Below are 19,990 nucleotides of genomic sequence, written 5' to 3'. Positions count from 1 at the left end.
CCTCACTCCATATGGACAGTTGAAAACGCGCCGGGCAGCAGATCGGCAACGCTGATCTGGCGCTGTTCACCGCCCGTCGTAGCCAGGGTGACCGTGGTCGACCCCTCGGCGAATTCCGCCAACTTTTGCCGGCAACCGCCACATGGGGGGACTGGTGCGGGACTGTCGGCGATCACGGCCACGGCTGCAATCTTTTGCTCCCCGGCAGCCACCATCGCCGCAATGGCCCCCGCCTCTGCACACGTGCCTTCGGGATAAGCCACATTCTCAACATTGCATCCAACAAAGATCGCTCCAGACACGGTGCGGACCGCCGCGCCAACCTTGAACCCGGAATAGGGCGCGTAAGCATGGTCGCGCACCGCGCGGGCGGCCTGCAGCAACGGGTCATCTGTTGGCATCGGCGCCTCCTGAAGTGACGCCAGTCTGGACAGAGAGGCAGGGGGTTGCAAGGGGCGCTAGGGCGTGTCGTCTGCCGGTTGCCAGGAATGCAGCTCAGCCGGTTGAATCGCGTGACGGTCAAAGAAGGTTTCGTGATGCACAACGACCGTATCGTCCGTCGCCAGGACAAGGCCGATCTGCCCGGGCCCCTCGCGGCGTGGCACATCCGAAAAATCACCGCCCAGCTTGGGTAAGATATTGTAATGGTTCCCAGAAATTGTGGTGAACGGAAGCCCGCAAAAGCTGCCTGCCACAGAGGTGTGGACATGGCCGCTGATGATCTGGCGGATGTCGCTATGCGTTTTCAGCACATCTACAAAGGCATCGCTGTGCTGCAATCGAATGAAATCCATGGGCACACCCAATGCGGCAGGTCCGTGGTGCATGACGATGATCACGGGGCGGCCCGCGGCACCGGCCAGTTGCTGGCGCAGCCAGTCCAGCTGCAGATCGTCCAGGGCACCCGCACCCTGCCCTTCCTGCAGCGTATCAAGGATGATCACGCGGTAATCGCCCATATCGATCTTTCGGTCGATGTAACCGGTGGCGCAGGCCTGATCGGCTCCGAAATGCTTAAGAAACACAGTACGACTGTCATGGTTGCCCAAGGTCATATGGGCCGGGATCGACAGATCGGCCAGCACATCCGCCATCCGGTGATAGGACGGTGCGTCGCCGTTATCCGTCAAATCGCCCGCAAGCACGCAAAACGCGGCATCACTGTGGTTTTCATTGATATGGCTTACGGCGCAGCGCAATCGGTCGGTCGTGTCGATGGCGTGGCTCAGCGTGCCGGGTGCAACGATATGCAGATCGGACATGACAACGAACTTAAACACGAATACCTCCGGCAAACTGATCCCGACAACAGCCGGGGGCGTGAAACTTGTCAAGCGCGGACCGCAAGGCGTCGGCGATCCTGTGTCTATGCGTGCCGGTCCAGCACTTGAGAGACGGGCAAGCGGGCCCGTCCGGGCCGCGCCACGCGCGGTATGGGCCCCACGCGCAGGGCGGTGATGAGGCGATCCTGGTCCGGCAGGTTGAAATGGCGTCCCAGATCGGCCCGGCAGGCCGGATCATCCGCAAGCACGGCCATGGGCCAGGTGGCAAATCCCACCGCAGCCAGGGCCAGGAGAAGCACGTAATAGGCCGCACCGCTGTCGAGCGGATCTTCAGCCTGCGGGCGGTGAAACAGCACGATACCGGTCGCGGTCAAGGTCTTGTCTTTCTCCGAGGTCAGCCCCCCCGCTAGGCGCGCGCGATCCAGAAGGCCAAAAACCGGTTTGCGTAAGGCGATGTTCGCGCCCCAGGCCTCGATCCGCGACAGGGCCAGCGCCTGGGCATTTAGGCCATCGGTCGCCCAGTGCGGGTTGGAACGGGCCAGCCGCATCCAGGATAAAAGTTCGCTCCGATAGGCCGGATCACGAAAGAAGGCGAGGCTAACAACATCGTTTCGATCCGCAATATGGGCGATATCGGTGGCTTGGGTCAGCAAGGTCGCCCAGTCAGCTGCATCAGTGATCTGGCGCAAGTGCCGCAATGCGGGATCGGAGGCGTCAGCAAAACCGCCGCGCCATGTCAGACGCGCGCCAATGTCAAAGCGTGGCAAGGCGGCCTTCACCTCTGGCAGAACCTCACCAGTGATGCACCGTCCGTGTTCACCCGTAGGCTCCCGCCCTGCCTCAACCAGATCAAATCCGTTGGCCTGCAACGCCAGCTGCGTGCCCTGCCAAGCGGCACCCAGGCTGAACCGGGCATCGCGCCCGGTCGGATCACCGATGGCAAGCAGCCTGCCGGGATCAAGGGACAGGTGAACCAGACCATCCTCAATCCGCCACCGTGTGGGTTGGGTATTGTGGACCGATGGCGAAAGGTTCGCCTGACCCACGACCACTTCCCAATCAGGAGTAACGATCATAAGCTTTTTCCGAACAGATGAAGCCGGTGCTGCAATATCCCGCCTGCCTTTTCCTTTTGCGCCAGGCTCGCAGCGTTCACATCGGCGATCCATGTATTGGCGATATGGTGATAACCCGCCGCCTTGGCCGCCTGCGCCACATGCCGCAGCACATATGGCCCGATACCCTGCCCCTGCAGATGTGGGACAACGCCCGAGAATATCAGCACCGCCTGCCGGCATGTCATTCGGTGGCGGAGATAGTGAACCGGGGTGGTCAGGCCGATCCGGGACCGCATCGCCTTGAGCAGTGGGTTGAGGTCAGGCACGCAAATGATCGCAGCGGCGGGTTGCCCGCGATGGTGCAAAACGGCTGAGATGCGGGGATCCATCACCCATTTCATGTCTTTGGCCTGGAAATGGAACTCCTCTGCCGTGACCGGGACGAACATCGGGTTCTCCGCGAAGGAGGCGTTGAGGATCTGCCGCGCCTCTTCCATCCGCTGATCCACGAGGCGGCGGGTGACGGGGGCAAAGGTAAAGTCATGATCCCCGGCGATGGCCTGCTGTTTGGGGCCAAGCGCGGGGGGCGGGGTCGTGCGCAGATCCGTGCGAAAGGTCGCCATGGGAAAGGTGGCCGCATATCCATGCGCCGCCAACAGGCGCGCGACATGGGGGGGTGACCAGACCTGATCGGTGAATGGTGCTTCCTCGAACCCGTCGGTCAGGACACCGATCTGCTGCATCGCGGTGAGGTTGAAATTTCCCGCAATCTCCGACAGGCCCCGCGCACGGCACCAGCTCTCTGCTGCGTTCAGCAGCGCGACTGCCGCATCGGAATCATCAGCCACATCGAAATAGCCGAAATATCCACGATTACAGTCATGAAGCCTATTGGACTCACCATGGAGATGGGCCGTGATCCGCCCCACAATCCGCCCGTCACGATGGGCCGTGAAATAGGTCAATGCGCTGTCATCGCGAAACAGGGGATTGTCCTTGATCGACAGGAAACGGGCCAGATCCGCCTTGAGCGGGGACACATATGGCGTGTTTGCGCCGTACGCCTGTAAGGGCGCCTCAAAGAACGCCTCGAAATTCTCGACCTGCACAGTCACTGTCATGCGGTTGCGTCCTTTGTTGGCGGGCCATGCCTCGCAATCAGACGGGCCATGGCAAATGCAGCGCATAATTCTGGTGAGGGACCGCGCCCGCCCATCCCGTCCCCCCGTGCGACCGCCAGCAAGACAGGCTCGTCCGACAACAAGAACACCTGATCCGCCTGGTAGCGACGCATCAACATGCGGATCTGGCTTTGCGCCAGCGTGTCATCGCCGGGACGGGGCGGCAGGTCATCGCGCCCATATCCGCCGGTCCGGTGCAGCAGGCCCGTCAGGGCATCGGTGCTGAATTCCAGCAGTTCGTTTCGGTGCAGGATCAACACACCCTCGGCCGTGGCGCTGTTGCTAATATGGGTGAGGTAATCATCGAACGGTTGGTGCGCCGCCCCGGCCAGCCGGGTCAGCAGCGCGGCCTGTCGTATGTCTTGCTGCAAGACGGCAACCCGGCGGAAGAGGTCAAAAACAAGGATCAGCGCCATGGACAGAACGCCCACCTGCACGGCCTCGACCGGGGTCAAGTCCAGGTGGATCCACAAAACAGCAGACGAGATCACACTGGCGCAAGTGATCCATCCGAGCGTCCAGACCGGCGTGACCGGATTGCGCGGCCCCCAAAGGCTCAACCAACAGGTCACCAGAATGGCAAGGCCCGACAGACGCACCGGCACGGGAGCCCAATCCTGCCGGTAGTCTGAGGCGAGGAATGGCAGGATGAAAACCAGCGACAGGCCCAGCCATGCGATACGCTGGTTTTCGACCCGCGACAGGCTGCCTCGATCGCGCCGCCAGACCAGCCAACCCACGACGCCAAACCCCCATAGCTGCGCAAAGAGCAGCGCCGCGATAAAGCCCGACATGGCCGTGACGCCGGGCCAGGCGGCCAGGCAGATCAGGGTCACTGCCGGGCCACCTACCGTGACCTTCGCCCAGATCGGGGCGTGGCGACGGAGTAGAACCTCACACAAAAGCAGCGCCATCAACGGGATCAGGGCCGCGCTTGCATAGGTGGCAAAACGGAAGAACCAGGTGAACTCCAACCAGGTCATGATCCGCGCCGATTGAAAGACGATCACCGTGATCAGGATCATCTGGAACTGGCGGGCGACAGCGCCCTGCCCCGGTGACCGCCCTAGGTGCCACAGGACCGTCGCCATCCCGGCAATCGCCGCGACGGATAATGCGATATCCGGGATCAGAAATGTCATGCCATCATGCGTGCCAGCACGCGCCGGATGACAGGCCGCAAAAGGGCCGCCAGCCAGGCCGGACGCGGATGTTCGACTCGGGCGCGATGGGGGTTAAAAAACCAGCCTCGCGCATCGGTGGCCGTCTGTTTGTCCAGGATGGCGGCGATCACTTCATAGGCCATCAACATGCCTGTGCTGAGCACCATGGGGGCGAATGACATTCGGCTGCGCCGCCCGGCCGCGACCTGTCCGGCCATATCAAGATCGATGTGATGGCGCGATGACGAATGGATCAGAACATATTCGGCCTCCCGCTGGAACGCGGCCTGCCGCTGAAGGCCGGTGAGCTTGTCCCAGTCGGTGCCGATTGTTGGATAACCCAGCCGCGTTTCATGGTCTGTTCCGTCGGGCGGCGTGACATAGACCGACGGCAACGGGGAGGCATAGGCATCAACCACCGCTTTCCCGCCGGCCCGCGCCGTGCGGTACAGCAGCAAGGACGCACCCAGATCATCGGTGCCGTTGACCACGATCACCGATTGGGCAACCAACTCCGTCACGTGATCGGCCCAGTCCCCGTGATATACCTCGATCTGCATCTCGGGATTGATCTTGAGGCAGGCATCACGGGTCGCCTCCGCCTTGTGCCGACCGACCGTTTCGATGGTGCAAAAGACCTGGCGGTTCAGATTCGACACTTCGAATTCATCGATATCGGCGATCAAAAGACGCCCCAGACCGGCGCGCGCCAGGGCCATGATCACGGCCCCGCCCATACCCCCGGTGCCGCAAACAAACACGGTTGCGTCGCGCAGCTTGGCTTGTTCCTCCTCGGTAACGAAACCGATATTGCGGGTGGTCAAGGCCTCATAGGTAAACATCACTTCTCCCGCGCCCGCAGAACACCAAAAGACCGGCGCGGCGACAACCACTGGATCAGCGGCAGCCCGACCCGCTGCAACAGAACAACGACCGTCAGGGCCAGCAAGGCAGCCAGGGACCCCCGTGGGACGGAACGAGAGATGTAGCGACTGGCCGCAAACAGGTCGAGCTGACCGATCTGCAAGAAATCATCGCCGCGTTGATAATCCAGTTGGGCCGCGCAAAAGTCGTTATAGACGTGATCCCTGTGTTTGGGCGCCTCTTCAAAGGTCTTTTTCAGGTCATCGGATCCGCCGGTATAGGCATTCTCGATCACACCGCGCACTTCATCAAAGCGCGCCTCGGGCCCGACGCCAAAGACATGGCGATGATCGGCCATGATGGACCGCATGAGCAGAACCTTGGTGAAATCCCGGGGGCCCTCCAGATCGGGGCGCGGGGCGACATCGCTGAACGTCTCGGACACCATACCAACCACCGCGGGGACCTGGGTCACATTCGAAATCCAAACCGGCCGCAGCCCATTGCGCAGCCACAAAAGAATACAGGTCAGGCCATACAGGATCCAGGCCAGGCCCTTGCTGCGCACATCGGGATCGACCATGACCAAGCCCAGATGCAGGATATCGATCTGCGCCTGGTTCAGGTCCGTCTCAATCACGGCCAGGGCGTTGAAGGCGACAGGCGCACCTGTTTTGCCGTCGGTGATCAGGGTGATGATCGAATGACCCATGCGGTGCGCATCGCCAGAGAAAACGCCATAGGTCAGTCCACCCGCCGGCAGCGTCTTGGCCGCAATCCCGCGCAATTGCGCCGAAAGCTCTTGCAGTTCATCGGCGGACATCCAGGCGCCCGGTCGCTCCACAATGCGGGTCACATATCCGGCGCCGGTCGACAGGGTCACGTCCAGAAAGGGACGGCGCAGACCTTGCAGAATGTCAGTTGCCAACCGGGCCATGTCACTCTTTCCGTGAAACTCAACCGCAGAAGTCCTTGCAACTGGTGGCAATTTCAAGGCCGGAGCCGGTTTACCCCAGAAATTTCCGCTGAATTCTCTGGAATACCCGACCTTTTGGCGCCGTTTTCTAAGGGTGTGGACAAAGCAGCGGTGCGGCGCCGCGGGTGGCGATCACTTTGCGCGCATTCGCAAACCAACCGTCAGGCCCCATAGACGGCTGTCCACCGGGCGATCAGCTGACCATGCAGACGGCGTGCGCGGCGGGTCCAGCTTTTGCCGCCTTCAGGACGCTCCCGTTCCGCCTTGGTGAGTTTGGCGCGGCGGTCAAGATCAGCACAGAAAATGGCAAAGACCAGATCAGTGCCATCCGGCGCCTCGATGTAGCCGGCCAAAGCGCTGACAAAATTCAATGTGCCTGTCTTGGCCCGAATCTTTGCTGGGTGATTGTCAACCCGGTTGCCCTTTTGATCGAGCATCGGAACCTGTTTCAACAGCGGTCGCAGCCCAGCATCCGGCCCCAGCCGCACCAGCGCCCCCACCATTTCAGAGGCGGAGATCCGCGATTGATCCCCCAACCCGGAATGATCGACAAAGCGCACCTTGTTGATCCGGGTCTTCTCAGACAGCCAATCGGTCATCTGTCCACCGCTCGCACGCAGACTGTCTTGCGGCGCACCACGGGCGAGGGAAGCCGCAAGGCCAACAACCTCTGCCGTGAGGTTGGTGGAATATTTCAACATTCCGCGCAGGATCTCTTCGAGGCGTGGGCTGGTCCATTCGGCCAACATCTCTCCGCTTGGCGCATCGCTGGCAGGATCGGCCTTGGTCAGCGTAATGCCGTGGGAGCGCGCCAGGGTGCGAAACACATCAGCGCAATAGGCATCGGGATAGCGCACCGGTAACCAGCGGCTGCCCCCCTGCCCCAACGCGCTGCGGGCCACGGTCCAATCATCGGTTCCGCCGAGGTCGTTATAGGTGTAAACTGGCCCTTTGCGATCCGCGACAGAGATCCGCGCCACGCTGACCGCCGGGCGATACTTGGCTGTGCGGGCATCCATCGCCATGGAATATCCTTCGCCTGCGCGCTTCCATTCGAAATGAACCCGGTTGAAATTCAGGTTCAGGCCCGAAATCGACGGGTTATATCCGACATGGTCGGGTTGGTCGGGATCGATCAGGCGCAGGTGCGGCAACCGCGACCCATAGGTCAGGAACCGCCCTTGGACCGCGTGGATGCCATTGGCCTTCATCTGACTGGCAAGATCGGCAAGCCCGTCCGTATCCAGCGTGGGATCCCCCGTACCCACCAGAACCAGATCGCCTTTCAGCGTGCCGTCTTCGATGGGTCCGGTTGCGATCAGACAGGTCCGGAACCGGTGATCCGCCCCCAAGGCAGACAGACCGTAAAGCGCCGTCAACGATTTGGTCACACTGGCAGGCGGCATCGGGTAAAGCGGTTTATGGGCTTCCAGAACCTCTCCGGTCTTGGCATCGGCCACCACAAAGGTAACCTTGCCGCCCAGATTGGCATCGGCGATCAACTGCGTGACAGAGGGGGCACGCCGGGCCTTTGAGACCTCGGTCGATGCGCCGCCCGGACGGGGGAGCGGATAAAGCGACCGCGTGGGCGCATTGGCAAGCGCGCAATCGGCGACGCCCGTCATCAAACCTGCAAGAACCCACCGCCGCGAAGGCGAAAAATCGTTACGCTTCATGGGGTAATCCAATCAAAGCTGCGCGCCGGGGGCAAGCGCTACGATGGCCTTTTCACCGTTTTGTCACGATTGCAAGCTTCTGACCTTTCACCTCTCGCCTGCGCAGCCTAAGAGCGGCTCCATGTCCCAGACCCCACTTCGCGCCGTGTTCCTGATGCTGCTGGCCATGACCTGCATTCCCGCTGGCGATGCGGCGGGCAAGGTCCTGATGCAGGATTACGGCGCCTCGCCCTTTTTCGTGGGTTTCAGCCGCTTCGGATTGGGGGCAATCGTCGTGTTGGCTGGCCTTCTGGTGCTGGGTCGCCGACCCCGCTGGCGGGCCTTTGCCGATTGGCGGCTGTGGCTGCGGGGGGTGCTGATCGGCGGGGGCGTTGCCTGCATCGTCTCCGCCTTGCGGACCGAGCCGTTGGCAAACACGTTCGGTGCCTTCTTTATTGGGCCGATCCTATCCTACCTGCTGTCAGCCTGGCTGTTGAAGGAGCCTGTGACACTCGCCCGCACGATCCTGCTGTTTTGCGGGTTTATCAGTGTGTTACTGGTGGTTCAGCCGGGTTTCGGCATGACACCCGGATTGGCCCTGGCGGTTTTGGCCGGCCTGTTCTACGGGGCCTATCTGACAGCTAGCCGATGGGCACGGGATGCGGCACCGGCAGAGGAACTGCTCTTGACCCAGCTGGTGGTGGCCACCTTGGTTCTGGCCCCGCTCGGTGCAGCCTGGTGGCCACCCTTCACCGGCGCGAGCCTACTTCTCATCACGGCCAGCGCCCTGCTGTCGATGCTGGGCAACCTGCTGTTGATCCTCGCCTATGCCCAAGCGCCCGCATCCCGCATGGCCCCGCTGGTTTATTTCCAGCTTGTCGCGGCCACCGTGCTGGGATGGAGCCTGTTCGGCACATTCCCAGACACGTTGGCACTGGTGGGTTTGGTGGGCCTATGCCTGAGCGGTTTCGCCACAGTGCTGCTTCGGCGCTGAACCGTCAGGCGACGGCCTTTTTCAGCGCCTCAGTCAGATCGGTCTTTTCCCAGCTAAAGCCACCATCGGCATCGGGTGCGCGTCCGAAATGGCCATAGGCTGCGGTACGCTGATAAATCGGCCGGTTCAGATGCAGATGTTCGCGAATTCCGCGCGGGGTCAGATCCATCACCTGGGCGATGGCGCGCTCGATCCCGACCTCGTCCACCTGACCGGTGCCATAGGTATCCGCGTAGATCGACAGCGGCTTTGCCACGCCAATTGCATAGCTCAACTGGATCGTACAGCGGGAGGCCATGCCAGAGGCAACGACGTTCTTTGCAAGATAACGCGCGGCATAGGCGGCGGACCGGTCCACCTTGGTTGGATCCTTGCCCGAGAACGCGCCACCGCCATGGGGCGCCGCACCGCCATAGGTGTCGACGATAATCTTGCGCCCGGTCAGGCCCGCATCGCCATCCGGCCCACCGATCACAAAGGTGCCGGTCGGGTTGACCCACCACTCGGTCGCACCGGTGATCCAGCCATCGGGCAGAACCTCCCGAATATAAGGCTCGACAATGGCACGGATATCGTCGCTGGTCTGGCTTTCATCGGCATGTTGGGTCGACAGCACGACCGAAGTGACCTCAACCGGCTTGCCATCTTCGTATCGCAGGGAGATCTGGCTTTTCGCATCCGGGCGCAAGGTGGGTTCCTGCCCGGATTTGCGGACCTCAGCCAGGCGGCGCAGAATCGCATGGGAGTAATGGATGGGCGCTGGCATCAACTGCTCAGTCTCTTCGACAGCATAGCCGAACATGATACCTTGGTCACCTGCGCCGTCACGGTCAACACCCATGGCGATATGCGCTGATTGCGGATGCAGCATGTTCTGCACCTGGCAGGTTTCCCAATGGAACTTGTCCTGCTCATACCCGATGTCGCGGATGCAATCGCGGGCGATCTGATCGATCCGGCCCATGTAGTCCTTGAGCTTGGCGGCATCGCTGAGGCCGACCTCGCCCCCGATCACCACCGCATTGGTGGTGGCAAAAGTCTCGCACGCGACGCGGGCCTGCGCCTCTTCGCTTAGAAATGCGTCCAGGACGGCGTCCGAGATGCGGTCGCAGACCTTGTCGGGATGCCCCTCCGAAACAGATTCGGAGGTGAAGATATAATTCTGTCGTGCCATGGGGATGCTCCACTGGTGTTTCACCTGCCACGCCAGGAAGCCGTTGTGGCAGAGTTCCGTCGGCCTTAGGTGCCTTGAGAGGTACCGTCAACCGCTTTCCGCCGGGTCAACAAAGCGAGCACACTGGCAAGCACCGCCAAAAACATTGCCATAGGCAGATCGCCAATCCGGCTATACAGCGTCGGCGGCAAGCCGGCAGGCAGGTTGGCATCCAGCGATCCTGCCGTATTGAGCGGCAAGGCATCGATGACCCGCCCCCGCGCATCAATCACCGCCGAAATGCCGGTATTGGCGGATCGCAGAAATGGGAGGCCCTGCTCAACCGCACGCACCTGGGCCTGGGCCAGGTGCTGATGGGGCCCCGCAATATTGCCAAACCAGGCATCGTTTGTGATCTGCAGGATCCAATCCGCCCGTTCCGGCGCGGCCAGCAGATCTTGGGGGAAAATCGCCTCGTAACAGATCAGCGGCAGCATCTTTCCCAAGGGCCCCAGATCAAGCACCTGCGCGCCCGGACCGGGCGTGTAGCCAAACTCCGCCACCTCTGCCAGACCGCGCAGACCAAAGCGTCCAAAGATATGGGCCATCGGGAAATATTCACCAAAGGGCACCAAGTGATGCTTATCATAAAGATGGGTCACGGTGGCGTCTGGTCCGATTACGGCAAGGCTGTTATGAGCGGCATATCCGTCCCGCCTTTGTGCACCGAACACGAGGGGTGTACCGCCTGCGGCATGGGACATGACTTGTAACGCCTGGCCTGCATTTTCCAGCATATAGGGCACAGCCGTTTCGGGCCAGATGATCAGATCCGGCTCAGCAGCACCACGTTCCGCGGTCAGATCCAACTGCCGTTGGAAAAATTCTGGGATATGATCCGGATCCCATTTCAAGTGCTGCGGCGCATTGGGCTGGATCAGGCGCATGGTCAGGGGCACCTCCCGCACGGGCATCGGCTGCGACAACTGCCACAGACCGTAGGCGGCGGGCGCAGACAGCGCTGCACCCGCGATAAAAGCGCCCAAGAGGATCCGTGCCTGCCCCAAGATCGCAGGAAGCGCCGCGGCAGCGATTGTCAGAAATGTCAGACCGTAAGGCCCGACCAGCGCCACGACCTGTAACTGGGGCGTATCGACCCAGATATAGCCGATCAATGCCCAGGGGAAACCGGTCAGAACATAGCCCCGCGCCAGTTCGGCACCTGTTAGGGTCAGAACGATCCAGATCACCCGATGCCGACGCCCCAGCCAAGCCGCCAGCGCACAACCCGCGGACCAGAACAGCGCCATCCCGCCCGCCAGCAGGAACAATGCAAACGGCGCCATCCATCCATGGCGTGCGGCATCCACGAAAAACGGTTCAACGATCCAGAAAAGCGCACCTGCGAAATATCCCAAGCCAAGCAACCAGCCACGAAAAGCCATGCTGCGGACGGTATCGGCGCGCGTGACCAGAAACAGCCCGACCGCCAGCCCCAAAAAAGCGGGCCAGGCCCAACCCAGCGGTGCCTGTCCCGTCGCCATGACCAGACCGGTCACAATCAGCGCCAAGCGCATGTGCCCTGAACGAGCCGCGCTACTCTGCTGCTTTGGCACTGGGCAGCCGCACGCGCAATCGCTTGATGCGCCTGGGATCGGCGTCCACGACCTCAAATTCCGCCCCGGTCGCATGCGGCACCACTTCGCCGCGGGCTGGCACCCGCCCCGTCAGCATGAAGACCAGGCCCCCCAACGTATCGATCTCTTCCTGATCTTCAGGATCCGCCAATCGAAAGCCGATCACCTGTTCGAACTCATCCAAGGGAGTGCGCGCCAGGGCCTGATAACAACCTGGTTTCTCCTCAGACCAAGTGGACCCTTCGGCCGGGTCATGTTCATCCTCGATCTCGCCAATGACCTGTTCAATCAGATCCTCGATTGTAACCAGTCCGTCGACACCGCCATATTCGTCGATGACCAGCGCCATATGCATGCGTTCAGTTTGCATCTTCTGCAGCAGAACACCGATCGGCATCGAAGGTGGCGCATAAAGCAGCGGGCGCACCATCGGCTTCAACTCAAACGGTGTCTCGTTGCAGTCAAAGCCGTGGCGCAGCGCAAGGTCCTTCAGGTGCACCATCCCCTGCGGACTATCGAGCGTGCCATCGTAGACGGGTAAGCGGGTCAATCCGCTGTCGCGAAACACCTGGATCAGGGAATTCTGGTCGATATCCGACGGGATCGCCACGATCTCCACTTTCGGGATGGCGACGTCTTCCACCCGCATGGATCGCAGATTGCCGATCCCGATCGGCATAATGTCAACAGAGGATCCGTTCGCTGATACCACGGTCTGTTCCACGTATTCAGGGTCCTGCTGCGGGCCAAACGCCGATAGAAGGCGACCAAAGAGGCCTTTTTTGTCGGGGGCGTGATCAATATCCGGCGCGCGTTGCGCTGCGTTAGAAGATCCGTCCGGTGTGTCGCCCATATGTCCTGTCCAAAGTTCCGCCGCGGTCCCTAACCATAGGGGTTTGGCACGTCTAATAGCGCAAGTATCTCAACCTCGCGCGCTTCCATCAAGTCCGCATCTTTATCGCGAATATGGTCATACCCCAAGAGATGTAAAAGACCATGAACCACCAAATGGGTGATATGCGCCTCAAATGGGATGCCGGCCGCCCGCGCCTCGATGCGGCAGGTCTCAAAAGCAAGCGCGATATCACCCAGGGCAATTCCGTCTTCCATCGGGTCGGAGGCAGGCACACGCGGCACATCGCCCGCCGCGTCTGCGGCCAGGGAGTGCTGCGGCCAAGACAGCACATTGGTCGCCTGATGCCTTGCCCGGAATTGACCATTAAGCTCTGCAATCCGCGCATCGGAGCCGCCCAGAACCACAGCCTCGCAGCCAACAGGTAAAACCAGGTGCCGCGCAACCGCCGCTCCGGCGCGACGGCAAATCCCTGGCAGATCCGCGACACCCCAAGATGCATCTTCAGCGATCACATCAATCTCCAAAGACACCGCCCGCACTTTCTTATTGGTAAAAATACTCCCGCCGGAGGCACAAAACCAAATGTCGCGTCCTCAAACGTCCTGCGCCTCATAGGCCTTGATGATCGCCGCCACCAGCGGATGCCGCACCACATCATCGGCAGTGAAGTAGTTGAAAGAGATCTTATCGATCCCCGTCAACAACTGCTCGGCCTCTCGCAATCCCGATTGCACGCCGCGCGGCAAGTCGACCTGGCTGCGGTCTCCCGTGATCACCATGCGAGAGCCTTCACCCAACCGGGTCAGGAACATCTTCATCTGCATCGTGGTGGCGTTCTGCGCCTCATCCAGCACCACAAACGCGTTCGACAGAGTCCGCCCGCGCATGAAGGCCAGGGGCGCAATCTCGATCCGTTTTTCTTCCTTCAGCTTGGTCACCTGTTTGCCAGGCAAAAAATCCCCCAACGCATCATAAAGCGGCTGCATATAGGGATCGACCTTGTCCTCTTGCGTGCCGGGCAAGAAACCCAACCGCTCCCCAGCCTCGACGGCGGGGCGGCTCAGGATGATCTTGTCAACATGGCCCCCAAGGAACATGTTCACGGCCACAGCTACGGCCAGATAGGTCTTGCCGGTGCCCGCCGGGCCAATGCCAAAGGTCAGGTCATGGTCGAACAAAGCTCGCACATAGGCCTTTTGCGCCTCGGTCCGGGGCTCAACGATCTTTTTGCGGGTCTTGATCTCGACCCGACCACCCTTGAACATCTCAAGCTGATCAAACCCACGCTCATCGGGGGCTTCTGGGGCAGGCTCAAACCGCAATGCCGCATCGACATCGCCGATCTCAACACTGCGCCCGGCCTCAAGCCGCTCGTAAAGACCCTGCAATACTTGCTGGGCCTGCGATTGGGCCGCGGCCTCCCCATGCAGGACAAGCTGGTTGCCCCGGCGAATGATCTGCACCTGGGTGACCTGCTCAATCTGCGCCAAGTTGCGGTCAAATTCACCACAAAGCTCAATTAACAGGCGGTTATCGGGAAATTCGATCAGGCTTTCCAAGGGCGAACCTTGATCAGGGGGCACAGTAAGGTCTGAAATGGCCAAATATAGCTCCGGTTTTGAGCGCAACACCTAAATTTATGGTGCAACCGCCGTGCCTGTCTGGCAAGGGGCCACCCTGAAATTTTACCGCGCTGACACGAAAATCAGATCGGTACCGCCACATTGCGTAAGACGGCGTCACAGACCAGTCATCGTCTCACCCGCCAGCGAATTCGCGCTTGAGGCTGCGATCCGCACGGGCAGCAGGGTCCCGCGTGGTTGATCTGTCGTCACATGGACCGCGTGCAGGTAATCCGATTTGCCGATCATCTGGCCAGGCAGCCGCCCAGGCTTTTCCAACAGCACGGTCACATTGCGGCCCACCATGGCCTCCTGCGCCGCAATCTGCTGCCGCTTCAACAGCGCCTGCAACCGTTGCAGCCGGTCATCTGCCACATCTGGATCCACTGTGGCGCGTTCTGCAGCGGGTGTACCGGGACGTGCGGAGTATTTGAACGAATAGGCCTGACCATATCCCACAGCCTCGACCAGATCGAGCGTGGCCTGAAAATCCGCCTCCGTCTCCTCGGGAAAGCCGACAATGAAATCGCCTGACAGCAGCAGGTCAGGGCGCGCCACCCGGATCCGTTCAATCAGCCTGAGATACTGCTCGGCCGTGTGTTTGCGGTTCATCCGTTTCAGGATCCGGTCACTGCCCGATTGCACGGGCAAATGCAGATACGGCATCAGCTTGGGGCAATCACCATGGGCTGCGATCAGGTCGTCTTCCATGTCATTGGGGTGGCTGGTGGTAAAGCGGATGCGCGCCAGCCCGTCAATCTTGGCCAAGCGCCGGATCAGCCGTGCCAGGCCCCAGGGCCCGACCTCGCCCTCCCCGTGATAGGCGTTCACATTCTGGCCCAGCAAGGTGATCTCCCGCACGCCGCGCGTCACCAGATCCTCGGCCTCCGCCAGGATCCGTGCGACCGGGCGGCTGACCTCTGCCCCCCGCGTGTAAGGCACCACGCAAAACGCGCAGAACTTGTCGCAGCCCTCCTGCACCGTCAAAAACGCCGTAGGCGCCCGGTCCGGCAAAGGGCGGGCGGGCAGATGGGCAAATTTATCTTCCTCGGGAAAATCAGTGTCCACAGCGCGGCCACCATCCCGCACCTTGGCCTCCATCGCAGGGAGCCTGTGATAACTTTGCGGCCCCACGACCAGATCGACCAGGGGCTGACGGCGAATGATCTCTTCCCCCTCGGCCTGGGCGACACATCCTGCCACCCCGATCTTCAGATCCGGGTTCGCCGCCTTGAGCCCCTTAAAGCGCCCCAATTCGGAATAGACCTTTTCCGCCGCCTTCTCCCGGATATGACACGTGTTGAGCAGGATCATATCAGCCTCTTCCGCTGTAGCAGTCTGTTCATACCCCGCCGCGCCCATGGCCTCGGCCATGCGCTCACTGTCGTAGACATTCATTTGACAGCCATAGGTCTTGATAAAAAGCTTGCGCGGCATCATTGCGGTCCTGTTCGGAAGTCCATCGGCTATACCCAAACGACCCCGGCTTCGCAACGCCCGACAGGCCGCATGCAGCGCCCCCATCCCAACGCGTCCCGGAAAGACCGCAGGCGGACCGGAAAAGCGATTTACCGAAGTCCGCCTGCGCCGCCGGCCGGCCAGACCCGGCCAGCTATCCCGTTCGCATACTCCACCGCAGGAGCAGCACCGCCCCTCCGATGCCTTGCGAACCGGATGTGATCCATACGTCAATTGCGGCTTGTCCTTCACGACCCGGCTGTCCAGCAGCTCAGGTCCTGTACAAGCGGCGCAGATCGACCGAAGAAAATCCTTCGACAGATCCGCAGCCGCAGGCAGGGCGTAACCTGCCCTGTGCAACGCAACGTATTTCCAACCAGTTACGGGACGTGGCGGAGACCAAGTCCCGTAACCACGACTATACCCCCGGCAGCGTGACCCTGCCTTGACCGAAAGCTGGCAATATTCTGTTTACCTAAAAACAGTCGGAAGGGATTGTTCACCAGTTGGGATCGGAGACGGCTATTTTAGGATCGGCGCCGTGTCGTTAACGGCGGCAATCGTCATCCCCGCCACGGATTTGTAATGATCAGCAAGGGCCTGCCGCTCTGCCAGTGGCATGATATCCTCGATATCGGAAAAACCGTTGGGCGCGCGGTCTGCCACGATATCCAGGATCTTGTCGGGGCCATCGCCGCGGTTCGCCACGACGACGGCGTTCACCGCCTCCCGCCGCTGGCTTTCATAGGATTGCAACGCATCACGGGTCTGTCCGTACTCTTTCAGCGCGCGGGCCAGGATGCGCGCATCCAGAATACCCTGGGACGCACCGTTGGAGCCGATCGGATACATCGCATGAGCCGCGTCGCCCAGCAGCGTGACCGGACCATGGGTCCATTGCGGCAGGGGGTCCCGGTCCACCATTGGATATTCCCAGATCCCATCAGCGGCCCGCATCACGGCGGGAATATCCAGCCAGTCGAATGACCAATCGGCGAAATGCGGCAGCACGTCATCCAATGCACCGTCGCAATTCCAATCCTGTTTGCGCCAGTCATAATCGGGCGGCATCGTCAGATCGGCGATCCAATTCAGCACGCTGCCTTCACTGTCATCGGCGATGGGATAGCAGACGAACTTGCGGTCCTTCTCTCCCGTCATAGCGACGGAGCGTCCGGTCAAAAACCGCGGGCCGCGCGTGGTGCCGCGCCACATCATCGTGCCGCCCCATTTCGCCGGGCCTTCATCGGGGTAAAGCAGGGCGCGCAAGATGGAATTGATGCCATCGCAGGCGATCAGAACCGCGCCCTCTTCCTGCCCTAGATCCTTGCCTGTACCACGATTTGTCAGGGTGATCCGCACGCCCTGCCCGTCCTCCACCCATCCGGTGACGGCAGCGCCAGTTGTCACGACCGGCCCGGCGCGCGCCACCAAGGTATCGTGAAGCAGCATCTGCAGCTTGCCACGGTGGAGCGAGAATTGGGGCCACGTATAGCCAGCCGACTGCCCTCGCGGCTCCGACCAAATGGGTTGACCGTGGACCGAGAAATAGGCGACCTCTTCAGTCCGCAAGCCGATCCCGTCCAGACCATCCTCCAGCCCCAGGGTAAAGAGTTCTCGCACCGCTTGCGGCTGTAGGTTGATGCCCACCCCGAGGGGTTTGAGCGTCTCAACCGCCTCGAAAATGCGAAACGGAATGCCCAACTGGTACAGGCTCAACCCAAGGCTGAGCCCGCCAATGCCTGCCCCGGCAATCAGAACAGTCATGGTATCAGGGCGCGCACCTGAGCGGTGCGCCTCCTCCTAGTTGGTCTGATCACTGTATTTCGCGACCAGCGCCTTGGCATCATCGACCATGGCCTGACCATCCAGCCCCTTGCCAGAAACCTCGGCAATCCAAGCCTCGGTTTGGGCCGCGCCGATTGTTTTCAACTCTTCCACAACACCGTCATCCAGGGTGTGGATCGCATTGCCCTTGTCGGCCACGACTTTCTCACCCAGATCGTCGCCCTGATCCATGGCAGATCCTGCCCAGGCAGAGGTTTCGATCCCCGAATTGGCGTCGATCACGGCCTTGAGGTCATCGGGCAGGCTGTCATACTTGGCCTTGTTCATGCCCCAGATGAAAAACGTGTTGTAAAGCGCGCGGTCACCGCTGAGTTGCGTGTGGCTGTCGGCCAGTTCGTGCACTTTGAGCGGTGGCACAATCTCCCACGGGATAACGCCGCCATCGACGATGCCTTTGCTCAACGCTTCGGGGAAGGCCGGCACAGGCATGCCAACTGGCGTGGCACCCAGCGTTTCAAGCAGGGCGTTGGCCTGCCGCGACGGGCCGCGCAGCTTCAAGCCATCAAAGTCTGCGGTCGTCGTCACGGGCTCACCCTTTTTGTGGATGACACCGGGGCCGTGGACGTGAACGGCCAGGACCTGGATCTCCGACAGACGCTCCTGCATGTATTTTTCGGTGAAGTCCCAGGCGGCCCTCGACGATGCCTCGGCACTCATTGACGTCATGAAGGGCAGTTCAAACACTTCACTCTCGGGGAATCGCCCCGGCGTATAGGCGGGCAACGCCCAGCCACAATCGATCACGCCGTCGCGGATCTGATCAAACAACGCCGGAGGCTTCCCGCCCAGTTGCATCGCCGGATAGATCTCGACCTTGATCCGCCCATCGCTGTCCTTCTCAACCTTCTCGGCCCATGGCGTGATGAAGAATGCGGGGACTGACCCCTTGGGCGACAAAAAGTGCTGGCAGCGCAGCGTGACATCTTGTGCCAGACCGGCCCCCGCCGTCAGCGCCAGAAGTGAGGCGCCAACAAGCACCTTGAAAACATGTGTCATACGGTATCCTCCCAAAACATGGCCTTTCGGCCTTGCGCATATCAGAGACAGACTGTGCCGCGCATTTCAACCCTCGCCTGCCTTGCAACAGTTCGTCACTTGACCCTCACGCAACGGCATGGTGGGAGACATGCAGTTTCTGATGAGGTTTTTGATGCTGCGTCGATTGTACGATTGGACCCTGTCCCTGGCCGCGGGTCCCTATGCTTTGGTTGCCCTAGCGATTGTTTCATTTATCGAAAGTTCGATCTTTCCGATCCCGCCCGATGTGCTGATGATCCCGATGATCCTGGCAGCACCGCGCAAGGCATTCCTGATTGCAGGCGTTTGCACCGTAGCCTCCGTCCTGGGTGGGCTCTTGGGCTATGTGATCGGTGCCTTCGCCTTTGAACAGATCGGCCAGCCGATCCTCGAAAGCCTGGGCAAAGGTGAAGAGATCGAGGCATTCAACGAACGTTTCAATGATTTCGGGTTCTGGGCCGTGCTGATCGCGGGGCTAACTCCCTTTCCTTACAAAGTGATCACCATCATGTCGGGCTGGACCGCGATGCCACTGGGCACCTTTATCGTAACCTCGATCATCGCGCGGGGCCTGCGATTCTTTATCGTGGCCGGGCTTTTATGGAAGTTTGGGGAACCCATTCGTGATTTCATCGAAAAGCGGTTGGGCCTTATGTTTATCGTGTTTGTGGCTGTTCTGATCGGAGGCTTTTTCCTGGTGCGCTATCTGTGACGCGAAACGGCTTGATATGGTTGGCCGCTGGCGGATCATTGGTCCTGCTTCTGGGCGCCTGGGGGTTTGAGTTCCTGGGCGGTCTGGCCCCGTGCAAGCTGTGCTACTGGCAGCGCTGGCCCCATATGGCGGCGATAATCGTGGGTGTGCTGGCAACAGCGACCGCATTGCGGTGGTTTCCCCTGGTCGGGGCCGCGGCCGCTGCCACAACAGCAAGCATCGGGATCTACCATACCGGGGTCGAGCGTGCCTGGTGGCCGGGCCCCAGTTCATGCTCGGGTGGCGGCGATCTGGGTGGCCTCAGCGGCGCTGATTTGCTCAGCTTGGACGGCCCCAGCGGTGTGGTCATGTGCGATCAGGTCGCCTGGTCGATGCTGGGGCTGTCGATGGCCAGCTGGAACGCTATTGCCTCGCTCCTCTTCATGGCTCTGTGGATCATGGCGACCTTGCGTCCCGCCCGCCATCCCCAAACCGCATAACCGGTTTTCCCCAGGGAACGCCCCTGCTACACGG

The 19,990-nt window shown here is 61.0% G+C and carries 19 protein-coding genes and 1 riboswitch; of the genes, 3 read left to right on the top strand and 16 right to left on the bottom strand.

Annotated features, from left to right (window positions below):
* Positions 1-2: 2 nt before the first annotated feature.
* From IU397_RS07205 to dacB, 8 genes are all read right to left on the bottom strand, one after another.
* Positions 3-401: a cytidine deaminase gene (locus tag IU397_RS07205; protein ID WP_204412040.1), complete on the bottom strand. Its 399-nt coding sequence runs from the start codon at positions 399-401 to the stop codon at positions 3-5.
* A gap of 57 nt (positions 402-458) precedes the next feature.
* A complete protein-coding gene (locus tag IU397_RS07200; protein WP_204412039.1) occupies positions 459-1,280 on the bottom strand; it encodes a metallophosphoesterase in 822 nt (273 codons plus the stop codon).
* An 86-nt stretch (positions 1,281-1,366) separates the two neighbouring features.
* Positions 1,367-2,359, bottom strand: coding sequence for a hypothetical protein (locus tag IU397_RS07195; RefSeq protein WP_204412038.1), 993 nt, complete (start codon positions 2,357-2,359; stop codon positions 1,367-1,369).
* The gene (locus IU397_RS07190; protein WP_204412037.1) at positions 2,356-3,462 is read right to left on the bottom strand and encodes a GNAT family N-acetyltransferase; all 1,107 of its coding nucleotides are present in this window, start codon (positions 3,460-3,462) and stop codon (positions 2,356-2,358) included. The genes IU397_RS07195 and IU397_RS07190 overlap by 4 nt, the downstream gene beginning before the upstream one ends.
* Positions 3,459-4,664, bottom strand: a complete 1,206-nt coding sequence (locus IU397_RS07185; RefSeq protein ID WP_204412036.1) for a hypothetical protein — start codon at positions 4,662-4,664, stop codon at positions 3,459-3,461. Before IU397_RS07185 ends, IU397_RS07190 begins: the two co-directional genes overlap by 4 nt.
* Entirely contained in the window at positions 4,661-5,527 is an 867-nt protein-coding gene (locus IU397_RS07180) for a ThiF family adenylyltransferase (RefSeq protein ID WP_204412035.1), read from the bottom strand. Before IU397_RS07180 ends, IU397_RS07185 begins: the two co-directional genes overlap by 4 nt.
* A complete protein-coding gene (locus tag IU397_RS07175) occupies positions 5,527-6,486 on the bottom strand; it encodes a hypothetical protein (RefSeq protein WP_204412034.1) in 960 nt (319 codons plus the stop codon). Before IU397_RS07175 ends, IU397_RS07180 begins: the two co-directional genes overlap by 1 nt.
* A 200-nt stretch (positions 6,487-6,686) precedes the next feature.
* A complete protein-coding gene (gene dacB / locus IU397_RS07170; RefSeq protein WP_204412033.1) occupies positions 6,687-8,201 on the bottom strand; it encodes a D-alanyl-D-alanine carboxypeptidase/D-alanyl-D-alanine-endopeptidase in 1,515 nt (504 codons plus the stop codon).
* A gap of 121 nt (positions 8,202-8,322) precedes the next feature.
* Here dacB and IU397_RS07165 point away from each other — a divergent pair, with 121 nt between their 5' ends.
* Positions 8,323-9,174 (top strand): DMT family transporter, encoded by an 852-nt coding sequence (locus IU397_RS07165; RefSeq protein WP_239479664.1) that lies wholly within the window; start codon positions 8,323-8,325, stop codon positions 9,172-9,174.
* A gap of 4 nt (positions 9,175-9,178) precedes the next feature.
* Here IU397_RS07165 and metK read toward each other — a convergent pair whose 3' ends face one another.
* The 8 genes from metK to IU397_RS07125 all read right to left on the bottom strand — a co-directional run bounded on the left by metK (position 9,179) and on the right by IU397_RS07125 (position 18,744).
* Entirely contained in the window at positions 9,179-10,348 is a 1,170-nt protein-coding gene (gene metK / locus IU397_RS07160; protein ID WP_204412032.1) for a methionine adenosyltransferase, read from the bottom strand.
* A gap of 5 nt (positions 10,349-10,353) precedes the next feature.
* A riboswitch (SAM-SAH riboswitch) is annotated at positions 10,354-10,403 on the bottom strand.
* 10 nt (positions 10,404-10,413) lie between these two features.
* The gene (gene lnt / locus IU397_RS07155) at positions 10,414-11,904 is read right to left on the bottom strand and encodes an apolipoprotein N-acyltransferase (protein ID WP_204412031.1); all 1,491 of its coding nucleotides are present in this window, start codon (positions 11,902-11,904) and stop codon (positions 10,414-10,416) included.
* A 19-nt stretch (positions 11,905-11,923) separates the two neighbouring features.
* Positions 11,924-12,817 (bottom strand): hemolysin family protein, encoded by an 894-nt coding sequence (locus IU397_RS07150; protein ID WP_204412030.1) that lies wholly within the window; start codon positions 12,815-12,817, stop codon positions 11,924-11,926.
* A 29-nt stretch (positions 12,818-12,846) separates the two neighbouring features.
* Positions 12,847-13,338, bottom strand: coding sequence for an rRNA maturation RNase YbeY (gene ybeY / locus IU397_RS07145; RefSeq protein WP_370541642.1), 492 nt, complete (start codon positions 13,336-13,338; stop codon positions 12,847-12,849).
* A 75-nt stretch (positions 13,339-13,413) separates the two neighbouring features.
* Complete coding sequence (locus IU397_RS07140) at positions 13,414-14,424, bottom strand: PhoH family protein (protein ID WP_204412029.1); 1,011 nt, start codon at positions 14,422-14,424, stop codon at positions 13,414-13,416.
* A gap of 135 nt (positions 14,425-14,559) precedes the next feature.
* Positions 14,560-15,879, bottom strand: coding sequence for a tRNA (N6-isopentenyl adenosine(37)-C2)-methylthiotransferase MiaB (miaB, locus tag IU397_RS07135; protein WP_204412028.1), 1,320 nt, complete (start codon positions 15,877-15,879; stop codon positions 14,560-14,562).
* Positions 15,880-16,422: 543 nt separating this feature from the next.
* On the bottom strand, positions 16,423-17,667 hold the full coding sequence (locus tag IU397_RS07130; protein WP_204412027.1) for a flavin-dependent oxidoreductase: 1,245 nt from the start codon (positions 17,665-17,667) through the stop codon (positions 16,423-16,425).
* Between the two features lie 36 nt (positions 17,668-17,703).
* Positions 17,704-18,744 carry a TRAP transporter substrate-binding protein gene (locus IU397_RS07125; RefSeq protein ID WP_204412026.1) on the bottom strand — a complete coding sequence of 347 codons (1,041 nt, stop codon included), beginning with the start codon at positions 18,742-18,744 and terminating at the stop codon, positions 17,704-17,706.
* Between the two features lie 154 nt (positions 18,745-18,898).
* Between IU397_RS07125 and IU397_RS07120 the strand changes: the two genes are divergently transcribed.
* The gene (locus IU397_RS07120; RefSeq protein ID WP_204412025.1) at positions 18,899-19,477 is read left to right on the top strand and encodes a YqaA family protein; all 579 of its coding nucleotides are present in this window, start codon (positions 18,899-18,901) and stop codon (positions 19,475-19,477) included.
* Positions 19,474-19,956: a disulfide bond formation protein B gene (locus tag IU397_RS07115; protein WP_204412024.1), complete on the top strand. Its 483-nt coding sequence runs from the start codon at positions 19,474-19,476 to the stop codon at positions 19,954-19,956. The genes IU397_RS07120 and IU397_RS07115 overlap by 4 nt, the downstream gene beginning before the upstream one ends.
* Positions 19,957-19,990: the final 34 nt, after the last annotated feature.

The sequence above is a fragment of the Actibacterium sp. 188UL27-1 genome (assembly GCF_016901225.1).
In the GTDB taxonomy this organism is placed as follows: Bacteria; Pseudomonadota; Alphaproteobacteria; order Rhodobacterales; family Rhodobacteraceae; genus 188UL27-1.
This window is presented reverse-complemented; position numbering and strand designations above follow the sequence as displayed.

Bases quoted from the DNA above. Each gene is read 5' to 3' on its own strand.
- IU397_RS07205 (WP_204412040.1), bottom strand. From the start codon at position 401: ATGCCAACAGATGACCCGTTGCTGCAGGCCGCCCGCGCGGTGCGCGAC.
- IU397_RS07195 (WP_204412038.1), bottom strand. From the start codon at position 2,359: ATGATCGTTACTCCTGATTGGGAAGTGGTCGTGGGTCAGGCGAACCTT.
- IU397_RS07190 (WP_204412037.1), bottom strand. From the start codon at position 3,462: ATGACAGTGACTGTGCAGGTCGAGAATTTCGAGGCGTTCTTTGAGGCG.
- IU397_RS07185 (WP_204412036.1), bottom strand. From the start codon at position 4,664: ATGACATTTCTGATCCCGGATATCGCATTATCCGTCGCGGCGATTGCC.
- IU397_RS07180 (WP_204412035.1), bottom strand. From the start codon at position 5,527: ATGTTTACCTATGAGGCCTTGACCACCCGCAATATCGGTTTCGTTACC.
- IU397_RS07175 (WP_204412034.1), bottom strand. From the start codon at position 6,486: ATGGCCCGGTTGGCAACTGACATTCTGCAAGGTCTGCGCCGTCCCTTT.
- dacB (WP_204412033.1), bottom strand. From the start codon at position 8,201: ATGAAGCGTAACGATTTTTCGCCTTCGCGGCGGTGGGTTCTTGCAGGT.
- IU397_RS07165 (WP_239479664.1), top strand. From the start codon at position 8,323: ATGTCCCAGACCCCACTTCGCGCCGTGTTCCTGATGCTGCTGGCCATG.
- metK (WP_204412032.1), bottom strand. From the start codon at position 10,348: ATGGCACGACAGAATTATATCTTCACCTCCGAATCTGTTTCGGAGGGG.
- lnt (WP_204412031.1), bottom strand. From the start codon at position 11,904: ATGCGCTTGGCGCTGATTGTGACCGGTCTGGTCATGGCGACGGGACAG.
- IU397_RS07150 (WP_204412030.1), bottom strand. From the start codon at position 12,817: ATGGGCGACACACCGGACGGATCTTCTAACGCAGCGCAACGCGCGCCG.
- miaB (WP_204412028.1), bottom strand. From the start codon at position 15,879: ATGCCGCGCAAGCTTTTTATCAAGACCTATGGCTGTCAAATGAATGTC.
- IU397_RS07130 (WP_204412027.1), bottom strand. From the start codon at position 17,667: ATGACTGTTCTGATTGCCGGGGCAGGCATTGGCGGGCTCAGCCTTGGG.
- IU397_RS07125 (WP_204412026.1), bottom strand. From the start codon at position 18,744: ATGACACATGTTTTCAAGGTGCTTGTTGGCGCCTCACTTCTGGCGCTG.
- IU397_RS07120 (WP_204412025.1), top strand. From the start codon at position 18,899: ATGCTGCGTCGATTGTACGATTGGACCCTGTCCCTGGCCGCGGGTCCC.